Raw genomic sequence first — 21,467 nt, 5'->3', positions numbered from 1 at the left:
ATCTGGACCTACGTGCTGGTTCGCGGGTCCGCGGTCAACAACGGCACCCTTCCTTACGGCAAGGGCGCGTTCCTCTCCCAGCTATTCGGCGCGATCCTCAAGCCGCTCGGCCACACCGGCAACGAAGTTCTGGAAACGGTGGCCCTGCTGCTGCACATCGGCGTCATGCTGTCCTTCCTGATCATCGTGCTGCACTCCAAGCACCTGCACATCTTCCTGGCGCCGATCAACGTCACGTTCAAGCGGCTGCCCGACGGGTTGGGCCCGCTGCTGCCGGTCGAAGCCCACGGCAAGCCGATCGATTTCGAAAACCCGCCCGACGACGCGGAATTCGGACGCGGCAAGATCGAAGACTTCACCTGGAAGGGCATGCTCGACTTCGCCACCTGCACCGAATGTGGGCGCTGTCAGTCGCAATGTCCGGCCTGGAATACCGGCAAGCCGCTTTCGCCCAAGCTGGTCATCATGGACTTGCGCGACCATTGGATGGCCAAGGCGCCCTACCTGCTCGGTGAGAAGACCGCCGAGCCGCTTGAGGGGCTCGACCTCGAGACGGTCAAGGAAGAGGGCCACCATGTGCCGGAATCCGGATTCGGCCGGGTACCCGGGCACGGGCCCGAGCAGGTCGCCCGCCCGCTGGTCGGCACCGCCGAACAGGGCGGCGTGATCGACCCTGACGTGTTGTGGTCCTGCGTGAACTGCGGCGCCTGCGTCGAGCAGTGCCCGGTGGACATCGAGCACATCGACCACATCGTCGATATGCGCCGCTACCAGGTCATGATGGAGTCCGAGTTCCCCTCCGAGCTCTCGGTGCTGTTCAAAAACCTTGAGACCAAAGCCAACCCGTGGGGCCAGAACGCTTCTGACCGGACCAACTGGATTAGCGAGGTCGACTTCGATGTCCCGGTCTACGGCGAAGACGTCGACAGCTTCGCTGGTTATGAGTACCTGTTCTGGGTCGGCTGCGCGGGCGCTTACGACGACAAGGCCAAGAAGACCACGAAGGCGGTCGCCGAACTACTGGCCATCGCCGGGGTGAAGTATGTGGTGCTGGGCACCGGCGAAACCTGCAACGGCGACTCGGCTCGTCGCTCGGGCAACGAGTTCTTATTCCAGCAGCTTGCGCAACAGGCCGTCGAGACATTGGACGGACTGTTCGAAGGCGTGGAAACGGTCGATCGCAAGATCGTGGTCACCTGCCCGCACTGCTTCAACACACTCGGCCGCGAATACCGGCAGCTGGGCGCCAATTACACCGTGCTGCACCACACCCAACTGCTCAACCGGCTGGTGCGCGACAAGAAGCTGGTGCCGGTGAGCCCAGTCTCCGAAGACATCACCTATCACGACCCGTGCTTTCTGGGCCGGCACAACAAGGTCTACGAGGCTCCTCGCGAGCTGATCGGGGCCGCCGGCGCGAAGCTGACCGAAATGCCGCGCCACGCCGACCGCAGCTTCTGCTGCGGCGCCGGCGGCGCGCGGATGTGGATGGAAGAGCACATCGGCAAACGGATCAACCACGAACGCGTCGACGAGGCGCTGGCCACCGGGGCGACGACCGTGGCCACCGCGTGCCCGTTCTGCCGGGTGATGGTCACCGACGGCGTCAACGACCGCCAGGAAGCTGCCGGACGCGAAGGTGTCGACGTGCGCGATGTCGCGCAGCTCGTGCTCGAGTCGCTGGACCGCAGCACGATTGCACTGCCGCAAAAGGGCTCGGCTGCAAAGCAAGCCGCCGACGCCGCCGCCAAGGCCGCCCCCACGGTCGCTCCCAAGGCGGAAGCTGCACCTGCCGCGACCGAGCCGGCTGAGGCAAAGACCGAAACGAAAGCCGCTGCACCGGCCCCCGATACGGCCGCCAAGGCCGTCTCCGGACTGGGTATCGCCGGCGGCGCCAAACGACCCGGCGCAAAGAAAGCCGCGGCACCAACACAATCCGCAGCGGCCCCGGCCACCGAGGAAGCCAAGGCCCCTGCGGCGCCCGTCAAAGGGCTGGGCATCGCCGGCGGCGCCAAACGACCCGGCGCCAAAAAGACTGCAGCGCCAACCCAATCCGCGCCTGCGGCGCAACCTGAGGCGAAATCCGAACCCGCAGCGGCTCCGGAACCCAAAGCGCCGGCCGCGCCGGCCAAGGGACTCGGCATCGCTGCCGGAGCGAAACGGCCGGGTGCTAAAAAAGCCGCTCCCGCTGCGCAACCCGCGGCGCCGAAGCCAGAGCCCGAGGCAACGCCGGAGCCGCAATCCCAGGACGCATCAGAGTCCACATCGACGCCGGAAGACAAGGATGGCGAGACCAATGCACCGGCAGCGCCGGTGAAAGGATTGGGTATCGCCCGAGGTGCCCGTCCACCGGGAAAGCGCTGATCAGCGGCATTCGATTAATAATAATTAGACAAGCCGTGGCACCATGGTTGACGTGACTACTCATCAGCTGCCTTGGCAGACCGCGGGTCATCAGCCGCGGCAGCGCACGTTCGCGCAGTCATCGAAGCTGCAGGATGTGCTGTATGAGATCCGCGGTCCGGTGCACGATCACGCCGCGCGGCTGGAGTCCGAAGGGCACCGGATCCTCAAGCTGAACATTGGCAACCCGGCGCCGTTCGGCTTCGAAGCACCCGATGTCATCATGCGCGACATGATCCAGGCACTGCCGTACGCGCAGGGCTACTCGGACTCCAAGGGCATCCTCTCGGCGCGACGCGCGGTGGTCACCCGCTACGAACTGGTCGACGGATTCCCGCGATTCGATGTCGACGACGTATATCTGGGCAACGGGGTCTCGGAGCTGATCACCCTGACGCTGCAGGCGCTGCTGGACAACGGCGATCAGGTCTTGATTCCGGCACCCGATTACCCACTGTGGACCGCGTCGACCTCACTCGCCGGCGGTACACCGGTACATTACCTGTGCGACGAGACCCAAGGCTGGCAGCCGGATATCGCCGACTTGGAGTCGAAGATCACCGAGCGCACCAAGGCGCTGGTCGTGATCAACCCCAACAATCCGACCGGCGCGGTCTACGGTCGCGAAATACTCTCGCAGATGGCCGATTTGGCGCGCAAACATCAACTGCTGCTGCTCGCCGACGAGATCTACGACAAGATCCTCTACGACGACGCCACGCACATCAGCATGGCCTCGGTCGCGCCTGACGTGTTGTGCCTGACCTTCAATGGTCTGTCCAAGGCCTACCGCGTCGCCGGTTACCGGGCAGGTTGGCTGGCGATCACCGGGCCCAAGGACCACGCCAGCAGTTTCATCGAGGGCATTCATCTGCTGGCGAATATGCGGTTGTGCCCGAATGTTCCGGCCCAGCACGCGATCCAGGTCGCGCTGGGCGGTCACCAAAGCATCGACGACCTGGTGCTGCCCGGTGGGCGACTGCTCGAACAACGCGACGTGGCCTGGTCCAAACTCAACGAGATCCCCGGGGTGTCGTGCGTCAAACCCGCCGGTGCGCTCTACACGTTCCCCCGGCTGGATCCCGAGGTGCACGAGATCGAAGACGACGAGCAGCTGGTCCTGGATCTGCTGCTGTCGGAGAAGATTTTGGTCACCCAGGGCACCGGATTCAATTGGCCGGCACCGGATCACCTGCGGATCGTGACGCTGCCGTGGTCACGCGACCTTGCCCACGCTATCGAGCGCTTGGGTAACTTCCTGGCCAGCTACCGTCAGTAAACCACGCGACGATCACGGGCGTCGGTGAGGGTGTCGTCAGCGCCGTTCCAGCAGCTCCAGCAGATAGCTCCCGTAGCCGGACTTGAGCAGCGCGTGGGCGCGTTCGGCAAGCTGGCCGTCGTCGATGTAGCCCATCCGCCAGGCCACTTCTTCGGGGATGCTCACCTTCAGGCCCTGCCGATGTTCCAAAGTGCGGACGTAATCGCTGGCGTCCAGCAGTGAGTCGAATGTCCCAGTGTCCAGCCAGGCCGTGCCGCGGGCGAGCACCTCGACGATCAGCCGGCCCTGGTTGAGGTAGGTCTGGTTGATATCGGTGATCTCGTATTCGCCGCGCGCTGACGGTCGTAGGCCCCGCGCGATTTCGACGACGTCGTTGTCGTAGAAGTACAGACCGGGAACCGCATAGTGCGACTTGGGCGTGGCCGGCTTTTCCTCCACCGACAGCGCGATGCCGTCCGCACCGAATTCGACGACACCATACGCCGAGGGGTTGGCGACCCAGTACGCGAAAATAGCTCCACCACTGATTGATTGGAAGCGTTGCAGGTTGGTACCCAGCCCTGGCCCGTGGAAGATGTTGTCGCCCAATGCCAATGCCACCGAACTTGTTCCTATGTAGTCGGCGCCGATGACGAAGGCCTGGGCCAGACCCTCAGGATGGTGTTGGACCGCATAGCTGATGTTGATGCCGAACGCCGTGCCGTCGCCGAGAACCCGTTGGAAAGCCGTTGCATTGTTGGCGGTAGTGATCACCTGGATGTCGCGAATGCCGGCCATCATCAGCGTCGACAGCGGGTAGTAGATCATTGGTTTGTCGTACACGGCTAGTAACTGCTTGCTGACGCCCAGGGTGATCGGGTACAGGCGGGTGCCGGACCCGCCGGCCAAGATGATCCCCCGCATGTCCTGCTCCTCAGTCGACGAGATCGGTGTCGGTCAACTCCGTCGCGGCCAACGCGGACGCCAGGTCGTCGTGGCGAAACACCGAGGTGACGTGGTCGTGGACTACCCGAAAGGCCGACGCGACAGTGACGTCGGCACCGGGATCGTCCGCATTGTCGATCTTCTGTTCGACGACCACGACGCCGTCATGTACATAGATTCTGCCCACTTCGGCCTTTCGTGGGCGGGCGGCCGCCCAATCGCGCAACGCGGCGTGGCCCTGCGCGGCGCCGTGCGGGTCACCGACTTCGATGTCGTCGCTGGACAGGGCCATCAAGGTGTCGATATCGGACGCATTCAAAGCGTCGTGCCAAGCCAACACGGTGGCGAGCTCCGATGTGGTCATAATCTGAAACGTACCGTGTGCGCCGCGTCTAGAAAGGCGTGTGGTCGAGCCAGTGCTGCCAGATCGCGGTCTCACCGAACACCGCGATATCGGTGTCGGCGGCCGGAACTCGCCGCACGACTGCCAGCAGCAGGTCGACGGCACTGCCGCGCAGCGCCACCGCGCCCTTGTCGTGACCGTGGGACCACGAGATGCGGTTCCCGTCGGCGCGCACGGTCCATTCACCGGCAGCCCCCAAACCCGGATCGGTGGCGTGCAGATGCACGGTTTGGCCGTTTTCCAGCGGCAGCGGTGCGTCGTCGCTTCCTGCCTGAGCCGCCACCCGCTCAAGCCATTCGCCGATGGCATCGGCTGCCAGCTCGGGTGTGATCGGGTAGTCGAGCCCCAGCGCCAGCGCGGCGTCGGCCCGATGCACGGTCGCCTCGTGCAGGCGACGCCGCACCCACCAGTACGCCGGCCGCGAGCCCAGAAACGTCCAAACCGGGGTTTCCATACCGGCTTGTTCAACCGCGTCGATCAGCCGCTGCGCGCCGCCGTGCAGCCACACGATCGCCTCGTCAGGATCCGGCGGCGGCTTGCCTTCGGCGACGGTGCGCGGGTCGAGGTAGTGGTCGACGCGGTCGGCGACGATCTGCGCTGCCCAGCGGTCACCGCGACCGACATGACGAAATAATTGGGAAAGGCTCCAGCCGGGACAGGTCGGCACCGGAGTGGACGAGTCGCCGCTGCGGATCACCTCGGCGAAGGCGCGATTCTGCTCCAGAAGTGCTGCGGCGTAGTCCACGCGGTTAGGCTACGCGCCGTCCCAAGCAGTGCACGCGCCAACCGGCTTGCTGCCACCGTGGCAGGTCAAGACAGTTGCGGCCGTCGACGACGACGCGTGCTCGCACGCGGTCGGCAAGCTGGTCGGGGTCAAGGTCGACGAACTCTTTCCACTCGGTCAGCACCAACACCGCGTCCGCGCGGTCACAGGCTTCCTCCACCGAGATCGCGTAATTCAGCGTGGGGAACAGCCGCTGGGCATTCTCCAGCGCTTTGGGGTCGTAGACGTTGACCGCCGCACCGTTGAGCTGTAGCTGGCCCGCGACATTGAGCGCCGGTGAGTCACGCACGTCGTCGGATTCGGGCTTGAACGCGGCGCCGAGCACCGCGATGTTGGCTCCCAGCAGCGAGCCGCCGCAGGCGGCGGTGGTCAATTCGACCATCCGGTGGCGGCGGCGCATGTTGATGCTGTCCACCTCGCGCAGGAACGTCAGCGCCTGGTCGGCGCCCAGTTCACCGGCGCGAGCCATGAACGCCCGGATGTCCTTGGGCAGGCAGCCACCACCGAAACCCAAGCCCGCGTTGAGGTATCGACGGCCGATACGCGGATCGTGCCCGAGCGCGTCGGCTAACAGGACGACGTCGGCGTCTGCGGCTTCGCATACTTCGGAGATTGCATTGATGAACGAGATCTTCGTCGCCAGAAAGGCGTTCGCGGACACCTTGACCAACTCCGCAGTCTGCAGATCGGTCACCAGGAAGGGCACCCCGGCATTCAGCATCGGTGCATACATCTCACGGATCGCCGCCTCAGAACGCGTCGAACCATCTTCTACACCAAGCACAATGCGATCGGGCCGCAACGTGTCTTGCACCGCGAAGCCTTCCCGAAGGAACTCGGGGTTCCATGCCACTTCCACGTCGACACCGGGCCGTACGGCGGCGCGGGCCCGTTGACTGAGCTCGGCGGCGGTCCCGACGGGCACCGTCGACTTGCCGACGATCACCGACGCGCGAGTCAGTCGCGGTGCGAGCGTATCGATTACAGCGTTTACGTGGCTTAAGTCGGCGCCGTATTCGCCCTTCTTCTGCGGAGTCCCGACCCCGAGGAAATGCACGTCGGCGAACTCGGCGGCCAGGTCATAGTCGGTGGTGAACCGAAGTCGGCCAGCTGCGATGTTGTCGCTCAACATCTTTCCCAGGCCGGGCTCGTAAAACGGAACATCACCGGCAGCTAGCTTGGCGACCTTACCGGGATCGATGTCAACGCCGACGACCTCATGCCCTAGCTCGGCCATCCCGGCGGCGTGGGTGGCGCCCAGATAACCCGTACCGAAGACAGAGCACTTCATACACCCGTGTGTAAAGCGCCGCAATGATCTAATTGCATCGGCGCTCTGATCGGTGGGCAAACTCCAGGTGACGGTTTGCTGTCGGGACCTTAGAAGCCGCGGCCCCCAAAGCCAAATCCGTGGCCGCCGAAACCGCCGTGGCCACCGCCGAAACCGCCGTGGCCACCGCCGAAGCCGCCATGGCCACCGCCATAGCCGGGTCCCCCGCCCGGATATCCGCCTCCGCCACCAGGGCCCCAACCGCCGTGACCCCAGGGCCCGAGCCCCGGGCCGAGGGGAATCGGAATGGGAATCGGGACAGGAGCCGGAGCAACCGGAGCTGGGGCGGGCGCAACCGGTGCAGGAGCCGGAACTGGCGCAGCCGGTTCCGGAGCCGGAGCGACGGGAACTGGGGCGGGCGCAACCGGTGCAGGAGCCGGAGCCTCAGGAACCGGAGCCGGGGCCGGCGCAGCCGGTTCAGGAGCCGGAGCCTCAGGAGCGGGGGCCGGAGCCTCTGGAGCCGGGGCCGGAGCCGGCGCAACGGCCGGAGCGGGAGCTGCGGGCGCGGCCGGTGCGGGCTTCGCGGGGGCGACGGCCTGGTGGCCCGGTTCGGGCCGGACAGCGGCCGTCGGCCGCATACTGACGGCCAGCGCGACCACCAGCGCCGCAGCACCTACCACGAAGATTGCGGCGACCGCGCTGGCCACCAAGACCAGCGGCCTGCGGCCGCCGTCCCGCGGGACAGCGGTAGTGATGCCGGTATAGGTGCCGGTTGCGAAGTCTTCCTCGCCGGCGAGCGCGGTGTAGGCATCGGCGTCCTCGTCCTGAACCGCACTGTAGGCCAGGGCTTCCTCGCCGGACGAGCCGTCGACGGCGACGTCGAAGTACCCAGGAGCGACGGCGTAGGGATCTATCGCACCGGTGCCGGGATCTTGTGCATAGGCCAGCGCAGCGGTCGACGAGGAGAACAACGGTGCATTGGCCGAGGCCAGCGCCGCACCGCGAGCCAACGCCGTCTCCGGCTCCTCCGGCGCGCTCACCAGCAGCGAGGTCGCCGCCTCCAACTGCGCCTTGATCGGGGCGATGTCAACGCCGGAGCCGACCACGAAAAGGCCATCCGGACGCGTCTCAAGCGCCTCGGCACCGGAAGCCATTGCCGACAGCTCGGCGATGGGATCACTACCGGGGGCCAGCGGCTGGCGGTGCACGTCGGTGATTGAACCGTCGGCGGAGTTGACCACGGCCAGCGTCGCGGTGTCGGGCTCGACGAACAACAGTCCGGTCTGCGCATAGCCCACCGAATTGCCGACCACTTGGGCCAGCGCCGCCGCGGCCAAAAACGACGACACCAGCATGACGTTCTCGACCTTGCGCGCCGCCAGCGCGTCACGTAGCGCGGCGGCCTCGATCGGGTCCGTCCAGGTCACACCTGTCGAGCGCAGTTCATAGCCACTCTCGGCGGCACCTTCTTGAGTGCCCAGGATCGCTGAGACCACCTGGTCGGCGGCGCTCACGGTTGGTGCGTCGGCGGTGTTGACCTCGAAGCCCTCTTCATCGACCGTGACGCCGTCGGCGTTTTCGCCCTCGACGAGAACCATGCGGACCGCGGTAGGCGCCATCGATACGCCAAGTACGGTGTCCACTTCATCCTCCAAAGCTGTCTGCTGCGCTCATCGGTATTGCGGTGCGGATTGCCGAGGTTCCTCAAGTTCGGACGGGAGCGGCGCGGCACAATCCCCCGGTCTTTGCCACTCTGACCTTACCGCTGGGGGCAACCGCTGGCCATGCGTTGACCGGCCAAATTGCCCACACTCACCGGCGGCCGTGACCGCCAAAGCCTCCGAAACCTCCGCCGCGGTGGCCACCGCCGAAACCGGGGCCCCAGCCGCCGTGGCCGCCACCCCAACCGGGGCCGCCACCGTGGCCGCCGCCCCATCCGGGGCCGCCACCGTGGCCCCAGCCGCCGCCGCCATGGTCACCGCCCCACGGGCTCTCGGGCGGTCCCAGCTGCGGAGGCGCCAGCAGCCGCGGAATGAGCGGCGGAATGAGCGGTGGCATCACAGGAGCCGGCGCAGGGAGCGGAAGTGGCAGCGGCGCCGGCACCGCAGCCGGACCCGGCGCCCGAACGGGAACCGGGGCAGCTGCGCGGACTGGAGCCGGAGCGGCCACCGGAGCCGGCAGAGGTTGCACCGGCACCAGCGCTTGAGGCTGCGGGGCCGGGACCTGTCTGGCCGGAGCCACCACATTTTGGCTGAGGCTGGACCGCGAACTGGCTGACGGGCGGATACTGAACGCCAGCGAAATCACCAGCGCCACAACGCCGACGGTGAAAATGATCATGACGCTTATCGCCGCAAAGAACGGCGTGCGGCTGGGCTGCCCAAGCGCTGCCAGCGCGAAATCGGGGTACATGCCGGTCGTGAAGTCTTCTTCCTCGTGGGCACCGGAGTAGGCATCGGGACCCTCTTGGGTGTAAACCGCGGCCGAGTCGTCGCCAACGGCGCTATAGGCCAACGCGTCCGCCTCCGGCTCAGCGCCTGCGGCTGCCTCCGCGACTGCCAGATACCCCGGCGCGAGCGCGTGCTGGCCCACCGAACCGGTGCCCGGATCCTGAGCGTAGGCAAGCGCATCGGTCGACGAGGCGAACAACGGTGCACTCGCCGACGCCAGCGCCGCTCCTCTGGCCAGCGCCATGTCGGGCCGCTCGGGCACGCTCAGCGGAAGCGACGTCGCCGCCTCCAACGCCGGCTTGATCAACGGGACGTCGACCCCGGAGCCCACTACCAACAAGCCCTCTGGCTGGTCTTCGAGCGTCTCAGCCGCAGAGACCAGCCCGACCAGCTTGGCCACCGCCTGATCGTCGTCATCGGGCAGCAGTTCACGGTGTACATCAGCGATCGAGCCGTCGGTGGTGTCCACCACTGCCAAGGTCGCGGAATCGGGTTCGATGAATAGCAGCGCGGTCCGGGTATAACCGGTCGCGCTGCCGATCGACTGGGCCAACGCCGCGGCAGCCAAGAACGACGAAACGAGCATGACATTTTCGACCTTGCGGCTCAGCAACACGTCACGCAGTTCGGCGGCTTCCTGCTGGTCACTCCATGTCACGCCGGTCGACAACAGGTGATAGCCGGCCTCATCGGCACCTTCACGGGTGCCCAGAATTGCCGCAACCACCTGATCGGGTGCGCTGAAGGTTGCCGAATCTTCGCCGTCGGTGACGCCGAAGTTTTCCTCATCGACGGTTACGCCGTCGGCGTTTTCCCCTTCAACCAGCACAATGCGGACCGCGGTGGGTGCCATTGACACACCAAGTACGGTGTCCACAACTCCTCCATGCTGTTTGCTAGCTGTCCGCGGACGGTAGGGATCAGCAGTACAGCCGGGCTCCCCACCACAAGATTCATCGACGCACCGGGGTGCGGCGTTACTGCCAACGCAGTTAGCTGGGCTATATGAAGTTCTGGTCAGTAAATGGTCTCCCCCGCTGACCCTTCACACAGCACCTTACCCGGCCGTCCGCGCGGCGGCCGCCCCTTACCGGTGCCCGCCGCCTCCGCCGCCATGGCCGCCACCGCCGCCGAAGCCACCGCCGCCACCAAACCCGCCAAAGCCGCCGCCGAAGCCGCCGAAGCCGTGGCTACCGCCAAAGCCGCCGAAACCGCCCGGGTCTCCGCCACCCTCGTGGCTGCCGCCAAAGCCGCCGAAGCCGCGGTCACCGGGCCCGTTGTCGTTAAACGTGTTGTCCGACGGCCCGTGGAAGCTGGGCGCACCGGCGTCGGGGGCTTGCGGGCCCACCGGTGGAGCTTGAGGACCCGGCATGCCCGGAGCCCCGGGTCCCTCCGGAGCCGGCATGCCCGGCATCCCAGGTGCCTCCGGCGAACGCATGCCCGGAACCCCCGGCGCATCCGGACCCGGCATGCCCGGCATCCCAGGTGCCTCCGGCGAACGCATGCCCGGAACCCCCGGCGCGTCCGGAGCCGAGATACCCGGAACCCCAGGTGCCTGGGGAGAACGCATGCCCGGAACCCCCGGTGCCTGCGGCGCAGGCATGTACACCGGGTTTTGCGGCGCAGGCATATGAACTGGCGCCTGCACCGGATCGCTGACCGGAGGGGGTGCCGACCAGTGCCGCGGCGGTGACCACGGCGAGTGCCACGGCGACGACCCAAGCGGCGGCGACCACGGCGAGTGCCACGGCGACGACCCAAGCGGCGGCGAACCCGGCTGGTTGATGGGAAGGGGATTCACCGGCGCCGGGGGGCCAACGTGAATCGGCAAAGGCAGCGGGACCAGCACGGGCACGCGGGGCGCAACGACAGGCGGTGGCGGCGCGGCCGGAATGGGCGCATGTACCGGAGCCGCCGGCGGCGCGGCCGGAATCGGCGCGGGCGGTAGAGCAGCGGGCGCCGGAGCCGGAATCGGTGCGTGCATCGGTTGAGGTGCCACCACCGGCGCCTGCAGATGATTGACCTGCGGCACCGGGGCGCTTGCCGGAGCCGGGGCGCGCGCGGGGGCTTGCGGGGTTGGGACGAGGAGGTTTTGCAGCGGCCTGGGCAGCAGCGCAACAGCACTGGGCCGGATACCGAGCGCTAGCGAGACCTCCAGCGCCAAGATCGCGGTAACAAGGACCACCGCCAATACGGTGCCAACCAGCAGAAGCGGCCGACGCTCGCGAATCTCGCCGCCTGCCAGATCCAGGGCGGTGGTATGGGCTTCGGCTTCCTCATCCCGCGCTTCGGTATGGGCTTCGGCTTCGTCATCGGGGACGGCGCTATAGGCGAGGTCGTCCTCACCCAACTCGGTGCCCGCCGGAACGTCTGGCACCGCGAGGTACCCCGGGGAGACCGCGTACGGATCGATCGCGCCGGTGGCGGGATCTTGCGCGTAGGCCAAAGCAGCGGTCGACGACACAAACAGTGGCGCGCTGGCCGATGCCAGCGCCGCGCCCCACGCCAACGCCGTCTCTGGTTCTTCCGGTGCGCTCACCGGAAGCGACGTAACCGCCTCCAGTTGGGGCTTGAGCGCTGCGATGTCCACACCGGAGCCGACCAGGAACAGGTGCTGCGGGTGGGGCTCCAGCCTGTCCAAGCCAGCGACCATCCCGGCCAATTCGGCAGCAGTGTCGACGCCGGAGATCAGCTCTTTGTGGACATCGCTGATGGAACCGTCGGCCGAGTCGACGACGGCCAACGTCGCGGTGTCGGCTTCCACGAACAACAGGGCGGTGTGGGCGTTGCCGGTAGCGCTGCCCACCATCTGCGCCAGCGCGGCCGCAGCCATGAAGGCCGAGACCAGCATGACGTTCTCGACCTTGCGGGTGGCCAATGCCTCGCGCAGGGCGGCGGCGTCCACCGGATCGGTCCAGGTCACTCCGGTCGATGTCAACGCATAGCCGGCTTCGGTAGCGCCATCGCGCGTGCCCAAGATCGTCGAGATCACCTGATCGGCTGCGCTCATGGTCGCTGCATCGTCATCGGCGACGATGACGCAACTGTCTTCGTCGACCGTCACGCCGTCGGCGTTTTCACCTTCGACCAGCACCGAACGGACAACCGTGGGTGCCATCGATAAACCGAGTACGACGTCCATCGCTCCTCCAAAGGCCCCCGATAACCGCACGGTCTAAGCGGAGGAGAGCACCGCATCGGCCGCCATATGTAGGGATGGTCGCGTAAAGGGCTGTGCGGCGTTACAGCGGAAGTTATGTAGACCTTATGAAGTTTTGGTAGGAGCGCGACGGCGTCGGCCCGCGCTGACCCTGATACTTCGATCCGGCCCGCGCGCTGCCGTAGGGATGTTCGGCGGGGCTGGTCAACCGCAGGATGCACAGCTGACCGATCTTCATGCCCGGCCATAGCGTGATCGGCAGATTGGCGACGTTGGAGAGTTCCAGCGTGATGTGACCGCTGAAGCCGGGATCGATGAAGCCCGCGGTCGAATGGGTCAGCAACCCGAGTCGCCCCAGCGACGATTTGCCCTCCAGCCGACCCGCCAGGTCATCGGGCAGCGTGCACAGCTCCAGCGTCGACCCGAGCACGAACTCGCCGGGGTGCAGCACGAACGGTTCCCCGTTGACCGGTTCCACCAGACTGGTCAACTCGTCTTGTTGCCGCGCGGGGTCGATGTGGGTGTATCGGGTGTTGTTGAACACCCGGAACAGGCTGTCGAGTCGAACATCGACGCTGGACGGCTGGACCAGGGTGTCGTCGAACGGGTCAATTCCCAACCGGCCGGCGGCGATTTCGGCCCTGAGGTCGCGATCGGAGAGCAGCACGCGACGAGCGTATCCGCTCGACTGCGGCTCGCGGAGTTGATGAACGACGTGACGCCGGGTGCTAGCCTTCCGAAACAACCAAGCCGATGTAGTTCAATGGCAGAACATCAGCTTCCCAAGCTGAATACGCGGGTTCGATTCCCGTCATCGGCTCCGCTTCTGAGCAGCGCCGAGGGGCCTTAGCTCAGTTGGCGGGCCTCTGCGGGTTCGGGCCACTGCCAGAAAATCGAGACGCCAAAGATTCTGAAATACCTTGCGCGCGAGAGCCTCAACGTCCGCGGGATCCAGCTGAGCTGAGCGATCCCCCGCCACCAGCGCGGCAATCTCTCGAATCGTGCGGCGCCCATCGACAAGCCGAATGAAGGGCACCTCGACTGCGCTGAGCGGCACCCTCGTGTGCGGCATGACGATGTCATTGCCGACCACACGAAAAGCGCTCGTATCACCGGGATGTAGCCAAGAGCTTCCGCAGAAGAAAAGTCGACCTTGTAGTCCGCCTTTGGCCTGTCGGGGGGATGTAGCCGAAGTCCGCTTAGCTGGCGCACCCGGTGTCACGCCGGTGTCACAACAGCGAACTTCCAACAGGTCGACGCCACACTAACTCGAACGCGCCGGGGCGGTGACGGTGCGCGGCCATAGCACCGATGCCGGTGTTATTGAAGTGGCAGACGATCCCGCACATGGGGCGTTGTTTTGTCCCGACCCGCGCTGAAGATCGGCCAACAGATTTCGGTGCGGTCAAAGCTGGCGAAATGGCCGGGTTCGGGGCCGAGGTAGTGTTCGCGGATCGGCCCTTGGTCGCTGATGAGATGTTCGGCGACGTAGGTGCCCAGTTGCCCGTAGCTGCGATCAATATCGGTGTGCGAACTCCCCTGGTGGGTCAGGATCGCGACCTCGGCGGCAGCAAGCACACGGGTACGCACAGGGCCCGGTGGGGCGATTGGATTGTCGGTGGGGATGAACACGGTGGCCTCGCCGCGGGATTCGGTGAACAGTTCGCGTTCATAGAGTCCACCGACCGGCCCGCTCGGGTGTGTTCCCGATTCTCGGAGTGCGTCACTCAACTGGTCCGCCACGGTAAGGAACCATGCGCCGACGTCGTCGATGTCGACCGTGGAGGTGATCGCCCACACGGCGGTCTGCGGTTCGAAGCGGAGTTCAACTGTGGCCTGCCGCGGCGCCGGGGAAAGCAGTTCGCCCAGCTCTCGGACCGTGTCCTGGGTCTGCTGTAGCTGCTCCTCCATACGTCGCAGGTGCGAGGCGATGATGTCGTTACGCTCGCCGACGTCGTCGGTGGCCAGCAGCGCTTTGACGTCGGGGATGGACATGCCCAGGTACCGGAATCGCTGGATGATGTGGGCTCGATCAACTTGGCCGGTGTCATAGAACCGGTAACCGCTGTGGGGGTCAACGTGCGCGGGCTCGAGCAGCCCAAGGTCGTGGTAATGCCGAAGTGCCTTCCTGCTCAGACGGGTCATCACCGAGAAGTCGCCGATTGACACCTGTGCACCCATGACCAACCAATCCCTTCCTCGCGGCCTCACGAGCTCGCCGAGTGGGCACCGCGGCGTGAATCCCATCGTGGAGCCTCCCCTTACAGGAAGGTCAACACAACGGTCGGGTGATCCCTCGGGCCCGCGCGCTTCGCGCGACGGATTCTGGCAGGGCGATGCCACCGGGACGGCATCACAAACGACCGGCTGGCATTTTGATGACTTTGGCGACAGGGGTTGACCTTTCCCTTAGGGCAAGGCCGACTCTCGGAATACGCCGCCAACCCGCCGAGTGCGAGGCAAGAGGAGGACACCGATGAGTGACGCAGATTCACTGACTGGGCAGCGTGCGCTCGTTACCGGGGGAACCAAGGGCATCGGCGCGGCCGTCGTCAGCCGCCTCGCCTCAGCGGGCGCCCGCGTCGCGACCACCGCCCGTACAGCTGCCCCAACTGCCGCCGAATTGTTCATCCAAGCCGACATCAGCACCGACGAGGGGGTCGACAAGACCGTCTCCGAAGTCCAAGAACACTTCGGCGGGATCGATATCGTGGTGCACAATGCGGGCGGGTACGACTTCGAACACGACGCCGCGCAACACACCGACGCCCAGTGGTCGCAGGTCCTGGCCCTGAACCTATTAGCACCTGTCCGCATCGACGGCGCCCTGATTCCCGGGCTCATCCAGCAAGGGGCGGGAAACATCGTGCACATCACCTCGATCGCCGCCGTCATGCCAACCACCGGGCCGTTGCCCTACGCCGCGGCCAAAAGCGCGCTCCGCACCTATAGCAAAGGCCTATCGGCCGAACTAGGCCCCGCTGGAATCCGAGTCAACTCGGTGTTGCCCGGCTTCATCCACACCGAAGGCGCGCAACGGGTGCTCGACGCCATAGCCGCGATGACCGGCGGCGACGACGAGTCCGCCAGCACGGAATTGATACGCCAGCTCGGCGGCATCGCCCTCAACCGCGCCGGCCGCCCTGACGAGGTCGCCGACCTCGTGGCCTTCGTGGTCTCCGATCGCGCGAGCTACATCACCGGAGTCGATTTCCATGTCGACGGCGGCACGATACCCACGGTCTGACCCATGAGAAATCCTGCCCGCCAAACAGACCCCTGCGACGCCGACAAGAAGCTCGAACCACGAACGCGACACCTCCACCCATGACCGGACTCACGCTTGGCCGTGCGGACCGATCCTGTCGCGTCGGACATCAGCCGAAACACGTTATAAGACAATTATTGTCGGCATCGCGCCCAAAGATCGAGGCCCCACAACAACACACCGCGCACGACAACAAACGAGAAAAGGATAGGTGTTCATGATGTCACGAGACATGTCGAAGTACGCCGCGATGCGGCCCTACTTCGAGGTCGTCGCCGAGGGCTTGAAGGGCTTGGTCGACGGCAGCGACTTCTTCGATATGCACGCCGAGGACGTGGTGGTCGAATACATCATCAGCGTCCCTGATTACCCGCACAGAGTCGTTGGGCGCGACGCGCTTGCCGAGTTGTACTCCGACTACGGGGATTCCATCGTGCAGTCCGGCAGCAGCGACGTGCACCGCTACTACGACCCCGCCAAGTCCGTAGTGGTTCTGGAGTACACCATTCACGGAACAGTGGTGCACACCGGAGCGTCCTACACCAACCGCTTCATCTCGGTGATCACAGTCAAGGACCGCAAGATCGTGCACTGGCGCGACTACCTGGACCCGTTGGCGGTGTTCGCTGCATTCGGCACAACGCCAGCACCCGGCGCACACGAGTCCTAACGCCGCTCCCGGTCGCACACACCAGCAGCCGGCGGCATTCACCGCATAGCAGGGCAATCAGCTGATCCGGCCCCGGGGCGGCGCCGGCGTCTCCTCCCGCCCACCGGCGCCGCGGACCGACCTCAGGGAACCAAGCCGGCGAGCAGTTCGGCCGCGATGCCCGTGAGGTTGACTGTGAGATCGCCGCCGGTAATCGACATCGGCGGCGTGGTTGCCGGAGTGACGGCTATCAGGCCGGCACCCACGAGAGCGATACCAGTGGTGATCCAAGGTTGAAGATTGCGCTGCATGAAGGGGCCCTTTACGCACATTCGAGATACGGCTGAGACAAAGCTGAAGGATGTCTGATGTGGATCTGAGAAATTTCACGTCAGATGTTGCACGTCCCGTTCGGCTGGTGGCAACGCGCCAGAGCGAACTCACAGCGGGACGTCTAGTAATTGCCTTTGTACCAACGGCGGGTAGGAAACTGGAGGAATGAACCCAAGTCGAGCGCGCGGTCGACCGCGCAGCCAGGAACGCCGCGACGCCGTCCTGAAAGCCGCAATGGAACTGATGCAGGAGGACGACCTGCGCAGGGCATCGGTCGACCGGATCTCCGCACGCAGCGGGGTCAGCAAGGCGACCATCTACAAATGGTGGCCGAACAGAACCGCGGTGGCTATCGACGCGTTTCTGCACCAAATGATGTCCGAGGCGCCCGTGCCTGACACCGGATCGGCGGCCGAAGACTTCCGCCTAACGTTGCGCGGCATGATGGGCTTCTACACCAGCCCACTTGGCGCGATCTACGCCCAACTCGTCGGCGAGTCGCAGTTCTACCCAACTGAACGCGAGCGGATACGAACACACCAGGTGAACGTGCGCCGAGCGGCCGTGAGGAAGATCTGGGACCGCGGAGTCGCACGCGGTGAGCTGGACCCGAACCTCGATCCCGAGGTCGCGCTGGATCTCATCTTCGGGCCAGCGATGTATCGGAGGGCGACCGGGCACGGAGGACTGACGCCAACCGACGCCGACGCCATCGTGGCCACCGCCATGCGGGCACTGACCAGCTGATCGGCATCGCCTCTGCCCAAGCGATATGCCCCTCGAAACCAAGCGCGCTCGCCATGTCGCGGTAGCGATTGCGGCATATCGTCGCTGCGGTCATCAGACCCTCCGCACGCCTCGCTCGCCGGTGCGGTTACGAGAACAGGTCCGCAAAGTTGACCGCGGTACCCAGGGCCCCAAACAACACGTTATCGGCACCTAGTAGCAGGTCGTATGGAACCAGTGCCGTGTCGGCGGATATCGGATCAAGGATCGCGTTCAACGCCAGTGAATACGGTAATGGCAGCCGGCGCAGCGCCCGCTCGCGTTGGTTGAGTTCATCGGCCACACGCGCAGCATGCAGATGTTTTCGTGGTGCTGACTCAGTATGGCGATACTGCAATCAGCACCGGCGCCAAGCGGACGCTGTGAGGGCCTTCACTGTGTTGGCGCCCTGGGGCGGGGCAGCAGGGCGGCGAGTTCGTCGCGGCTGGTGGTTCCGGTCTTCAACATCGCCCGATAGACGTGGCTTTCGACGGTGCGTAGGGACAGAGTCAGTCGCGCGGCGATTTCGCGGCTGGACAATCCCTCACCGATCAACATCACGATCTCGCGTTCCCGATCGGTCAGCGGCAATGGCTCGCCGGCCTGACCAAGCGCCGGAGTACTGACGCCGCATTGTTCGGCCAGAGCGGCGGCGCGTGTCGAGCAACCCAACGCCGATCCCCGAAGGCCTTGCCGGCGATACGTCAGGGCGGCCTGAGCGGCGGCGTCGACGGCGGCAACAAGGTCGCCTAGCCGCTCGAATTCTTCTGACAACGAGGCTAATTGGGCGGCGTCGCCGTCACGCAGGGCCTCGGCGAACCGCGCGGCCACGCCAACCCGAGGCCCCTCGACGATCCCCTCGAGCTGACGCAACCGAGGTGCGCTGGAACGGTCCCCGAACTGGGTGGCGGTCTGCAGACACATCACTTCCGCTGCGAATTGCCCCTTAGCGGCGGCCCTTTGGGCCGCCGACAACGAGACGGCGATCGCCTCGCTGGCCGCGCCCTCGCACGCGGCCACCCACGCCCGGGCCAAGCTTAACTCGTAGTCCAGCGACCGAAAGGGACGTCGCATCTTGTCCAGCGCGGCGAGCGCGGCGGCTGCCTCGTCAGTTGACCCGCGTACGGCTAGCGCGGTCGCGCGTGGGATGTGATAGCGGTACCCCCAGCCCAAAGGGTGGGTGCCGGACATGCCTACCGCTGCCTGTTCCAGCAACGCACACGCGGAACGAAGGTCGCCTGCACCGAGCGCGGCCCGACCCGCCACGGCAGCGCCGAGTAATTGAGCCGCTCCCGGAAGGTCGGCTGCCTGCTGCTGCACGCGTTCGACCACGTCAGCGGCATCGCCGATCTGCCCTGAAAGCACCAGCGCGCTGAGATGCGAATCAGCGATGTTGAACCTCATGTGCGGAGCGTCGAAAGAGCGCGTCGCAGCAGCGTATCCCGCTTCTGCAGTGCCCACCGCTGCGGTGGTGCGTCCGGCGTCCGCGGCTATGGTCGAGAGAGCCCAGGCTATCTCCGCACCAACGACGGCGGGCAGGTCATCGAGCGCGAGATTCTTCGACGCTTGCAACGCCTTATCGGGCTGGTCCATCGCGAACCAGTACACCGTGAGGAAGGCGTCGATATAGCTGTGAGCCTGCGGTGGCGTGGTGCGGGATGCGTCGTCGATGATTTCTTTCGCGCCTGCGGGGTCGCCGAGCGCCCAGAGCAGGTTGCTCGCGCGAAGGAACGCGAATCTTGCACGGTCGCCGTCAGTCAACTGGCCGGTATCAATCTCGGCGAGCACGGCGTCTGCCTCTTCACCACGGCCGAGCCACGAAAGAGCATGCGCGCGAACAAAGTTGGGTTCCACATCCACCCCGACGTGGATGGCCGCCTCCGCGAGTCGATCGGCCAGGGGCAGATCCGCCAGCCAGACGGCGCCGTGGGCTGCCCTGACGAGCAGGTCCGCGTCGGGTGCGAGGTCGGACTCGAGACTCAACGTGGCCCGCCGCACTACGACCTGGATGTCGTCGCGCTCACTGGACCTGGCGAGTTCGGCCGCGACAAGCCCGCGCAGCCGCCGCAACTTCGTGGGTGGCGCGCCTCTGCGGCGCACCTCACCGTAGAGCGGATGCCCAACCCGCACCTGCACACCGGCAACGGCAGGCTCGAGCGTGATCAGACCGCGGGTGTCGGCCTCCTCAACCGCGGCCGGATCAGTGATCCGCCGCAGCGCCGCCAGTTCGATCGGTTCCCCAACAGCCAGCGCGTCGACCACATCATTGACCGGGGCGGGTAGGTCCCCGATGCGAGATTCGATCAGCTCGACCAGGCTGGGCGGGATGATCGGATCACCGATCCAGCGCCAGTAGCCGTGCTTTTTTACGACGCGGCCGTCAGCGACCTCCTGCTCGACGATGTTCCGTAGATACAAGACGTTGCCGCGAGTAAGCCTCCAAAGCCGCTGAGCGGCATCCAGATCCACTGATCCGCCTAACGTCGCCGACAATAGGGTGGTGGTTTCGTCGAGCGACAGCGGCTGCAGATCAAGCCGCTCGAACCGGCCACCCTTCCAGATCTCCTGCACCGCAGCGGGAATGGGTTCACCGTCGCGAACGGTAAGCAGCAGTTTCGCCGCGCCGCGCTGCATGATCTGGTGCACAACGAATATCGACAAATCGTCGAGCAGATGCACGTCATCGACACACACCACTGCCGTGGCGTCCGGAGATGCGGCCGTCAGCGACTCGATCACCCCCCGCAGCAACTGAACGGTATCGGCGACACCCGACGGCGCCCACGCGGTGAAAGCACCCAGCGGAATCGCCCGAGCCGAAGATGTGCCGACCGCCCATCGGCATTCGCATCCCTGCGACTCAGCAGCAGACGAGGCCTCACGGGCGATCCGGCTCTTGCCCACACCCGCCGCCCCGTAGACAACGATCCCGGAAGCATCCGAAGCCAAGATGGCGGCCTCGATAGCTGCCATCTCCTCCGAGCGGCCAGTTAACGGCCACGGCAAGCGCACCTAAAAAGCCTACGTGCGATCACGCAGACGCTGGCGCTTATCGCAGCCTCTAATCATGCCGCTGATCGCTAACCGACCAAACCTCTTCTGGGAACCGTTTACGGCCCTATGCTGGTGAATTGGGACCTCGGGGGCCGGAGGCGGCGGAGGGTCTGATGACCGCAGCGACCGCGTGCCGCACGTGTGGCACCGAGCCGCGCGCGGGTGCCCGATTCTGTGATGGCTGCGGTGCACCGGTCGCGGCGCACGATACCCATGCGGAGTTCAAGCAGGTTACGGTGCTGTTCGCCGATGTGGTGCATTCGATGGATATCGCCGCGGCGGTGGGTGCGGAGCGGTTGCGCGAGATCATGGCCGAGCTCGCCGACCGCTGTGCGACGGTGGTGCAGCGCTACGGCAGCACGGTCGCACAGTGGACCGGCGACGGGATCATGGCGGTGTTCGGCGCGCCGGTGGCGTTGGAGGACCACGCCGTTCGGGGCTGTCTGGCGGCCTTGGGCCTACAGGAGGAGGCGACGCGGCTTGCCGTCGATGTACGTGAGCGCGACGGTATCGATCTGCGGTTGCGGGTCGGGCTGAACTCCGGCGAGGTGATCGCCGGTGAAATGGGTTCGGGCCCGTTCGGTTACGCCACCGTGGGTGAGCAGGTCGGGATGGCCCAGCGGATGGAGTCGGTGGCCCCGCCGGGTGGGGTGATGCTGAGCGCGTCGACGGCGCGACTGGTGGAGGGCGCGGCGAGTCTGGGTGAGTTGGAGTTGGTTCGGATC

Annotated in this window: 18 protein-coding genes and 1 tRNA gene; 7 read left to right on the top strand and 12 right to left on the bottom strand. The window is 65.8% G+C overall.

The window, feature by feature from the left end:
- Both VNW74_RS09545 and VNW74_RS09540 read left to right on the top strand, forming a co-directional pair.
- Positions 1-2,364 (top strand): (Fe-S)-binding protein (locus tag VNW74_RS09545; RefSeq protein ID WP_325676353.1); only part of this gene is annotated, 2,364 nt, incomplete at its 5' end.
- Positions 2,365-2,407: 43 nt separating this feature from the next.
- The gene (locus VNW74_RS09540) at positions 2,408-3,682 is read left to right on the top strand and encodes a pyridoxal phosphate-dependent aminotransferase (RefSeq protein ID WP_325676352.1); all 1,275 of its coding nucleotides are present in this window, start codon (positions 2,408-2,410) and stop codon (positions 3,680-3,682) included.
- A gap of 36 nt (positions 3,683-3,718) precedes the next feature.
- Here the strand turns inward: VNW74_RS09540 and rfbA are convergent, their stop codons facing one another.
- The 8 genes from rfbA to dcd all read right to left on the bottom strand — a co-directional run bounded on the left by rfbA (position 3,719) and on the right by dcd (position 13,340).
- Complete coding sequence (gene rfbA, locus VNW74_RS09535) at positions 3,719-4,585, bottom strand: glucose-1-phosphate thymidylyltransferase RfbA (RefSeq protein ID WP_325676351.1); 867 nt, start codon at positions 4,583-4,585, stop codon at positions 3,719-3,721.
- 10 nt (positions 4,586-4,595) lie between these two features.
- A complete protein-coding gene (locus VNW74_RS09530) occupies positions 4,596-4,970 on the bottom strand; it encodes a nuclear transport factor 2 family protein (RefSeq protein WP_325676350.1) in 375 nt (124 codons plus the stop codon).
- Positions 4,971-4,998: 28 nt separating this feature from the next.
- Positions 4,999-5,754, bottom strand: coding sequence for a maleylpyruvate isomerase family mycothiol-dependent enzyme (locus VNW74_RS09525; RefSeq protein WP_325676349.1), 756 nt, complete (start codon positions 5,752-5,754; stop codon positions 4,999-5,001).
- 4 nt (positions 5,755-5,758) lie between these two features.
- On the bottom strand, positions 5,759-7,084 hold the full coding sequence (locus VNW74_RS09520) for a UDP-glucose/GDP-mannose dehydrogenase family protein (protein ID WP_325676348.1): 1,326 nt from the start codon (positions 7,082-7,084) through the stop codon (positions 5,759-5,761).
- Positions 7,085-7,173: 89 nt separating this feature from the next.
- On the bottom strand, positions 7,174-8,706 hold the full coding sequence (locus tag VNW74_RS09515; RefSeq protein ID WP_422656548.1) for a DUF7159 family protein: 1,533 nt from the start codon (positions 8,704-8,706) through the stop codon (positions 7,174-7,176).
- Between the two features lie 169 nt (positions 8,707-8,875).
- Positions 8,876-10,390, bottom strand: a complete 1,515-nt coding sequence (locus VNW74_RS09510) for a DUF7159 family protein (RefSeq protein ID WP_422656547.1) — start codon at positions 10,388-10,390, stop codon at positions 8,876-8,878.
- 210 nt (positions 10,391-10,600) lie between these two features.
- Positions 10,601-12,655, bottom strand: a complete 2,055-nt coding sequence (locus tag VNW74_RS09505; RefSeq protein WP_325676347.1) for a DUF7159 family protein — start codon at positions 12,653-12,655, stop codon at positions 10,601-10,603.
- Between the two features lie 112 nt (positions 12,656-12,767).
- Entirely contained in the window at positions 12,768-13,340 is a 573-nt protein-coding gene (gene dcd / locus VNW74_RS09500; protein ID WP_325676346.1) for a dCTP deaminase, read from the bottom strand.
- Positions 13,341-13,422: 82 nt separating this feature from the next.
- Here dcd and VNW74_RS09495 point away from each other — a divergent pair.
- A tRNA-Gly gene (locus VNW74_RS09495) sits at positions 13,423-13,493 on the top strand.
- Between the two features lie 500 nt (positions 13,494-13,993).
- Here VNW74_RS09495 and VNW74_RS09490 read toward each other — a convergent pair.
- Positions 13,994-14,854, bottom strand: coding sequence for a MerR family transcriptional regulator (locus tag VNW74_RS09490; RefSeq protein ID WP_325676345.1), 861 nt, complete (start codon positions 14,852-14,854; stop codon positions 13,994-13,996).
- A 295-nt stretch (positions 14,855-15,149) separates the two neighbouring features.
- On the opposite strand from VNW74_RS09490, the gene VNW74_RS09485 reads away from it, so the two are divergent.
- Positions 15,150-15,920: an oxidoreductase gene (locus VNW74_RS09485; RefSeq protein WP_325676344.1), complete on the top strand. Its 771-nt coding sequence runs from the start codon at positions 15,150-15,152 to the stop codon at positions 15,918-15,920.
- Between the two features lie 238 nt (positions 15,921-16,158).
- Complete coding sequence (locus VNW74_RS09480) at positions 16,159-16,611, top strand: nuclear transport factor 2 family protein (RefSeq protein ID WP_325676343.1); 453 nt, start codon at positions 16,159-16,161, stop codon at positions 16,609-16,611.
- A gap of 122 nt (positions 16,612-16,733) precedes the next feature.
- Here VNW74_RS09480 and VNW74_RS09475 read toward each other — a convergent pair whose 3' ends face one another.
- Positions 16,734-16,901 (bottom strand): hypothetical protein, encoded by a 168-nt coding sequence (locus tag VNW74_RS09475; protein ID WP_325676342.1) that lies wholly within the window; start codon positions 16,899-16,901, stop codon positions 16,734-16,736.
- Positions 16,902-17,088: 187 nt separating this feature from the next.
- On the opposite strand from VNW74_RS09475, the gene VNW74_RS09470 reads away from it, so the two are divergent.
- Entirely contained in the window at positions 17,089-17,670 is a 582-nt protein-coding gene (locus tag VNW74_RS09470) for a TetR/AcrR family transcriptional regulator (protein WP_325676341.1), read from the top strand.
- Positions 17,671-17,797: 127 nt separating this feature from the next.
- Here the strand turns inward: VNW74_RS09470 and VNW74_RS09465 are convergent, their stop codons facing one another.
- Positions 17,798-17,992, bottom strand: coding sequence for a hypothetical protein (locus tag VNW74_RS09465; RefSeq protein WP_325676340.1), 195 nt, complete (start codon positions 17,990-17,992; stop codon positions 17,798-17,800).
- Positions 17,993-18,081: 89 nt separating this feature from the next.
- Entirely contained in the window at positions 18,082-20,700 is a 2,619-nt protein-coding gene (locus VNW74_RS09460; protein WP_325676339.1) for a LuxR C-terminal-related transcriptional regulator, read from the bottom strand.
- Positions 20,701-20,855: 155 nt separating this feature from the next.
- Here VNW74_RS09460 and VNW74_RS09455 point away from each other — a divergent pair.
- Positions 20,856-21,467: adenylate/guanylate cyclase domain-containing protein (locus VNW74_RS09455; protein ID WP_325676338.1), on the top strand; the 612-nt coding region annotated here is incomplete at its 3' end.

Source organism: Mycobacterium sp. (assembly GCF_035570115.1).
Lineage (GTDB): Bacteria > Actinomycetota > Actinomycetes > Mycobacteriales > Mycobacteriaceae > Mycobacterium.
The sequence above is the reverse complement of the archived record's forward strand: the minus strand, read 5'-3'. Positions and strand labels throughout refer to the sequence as shown.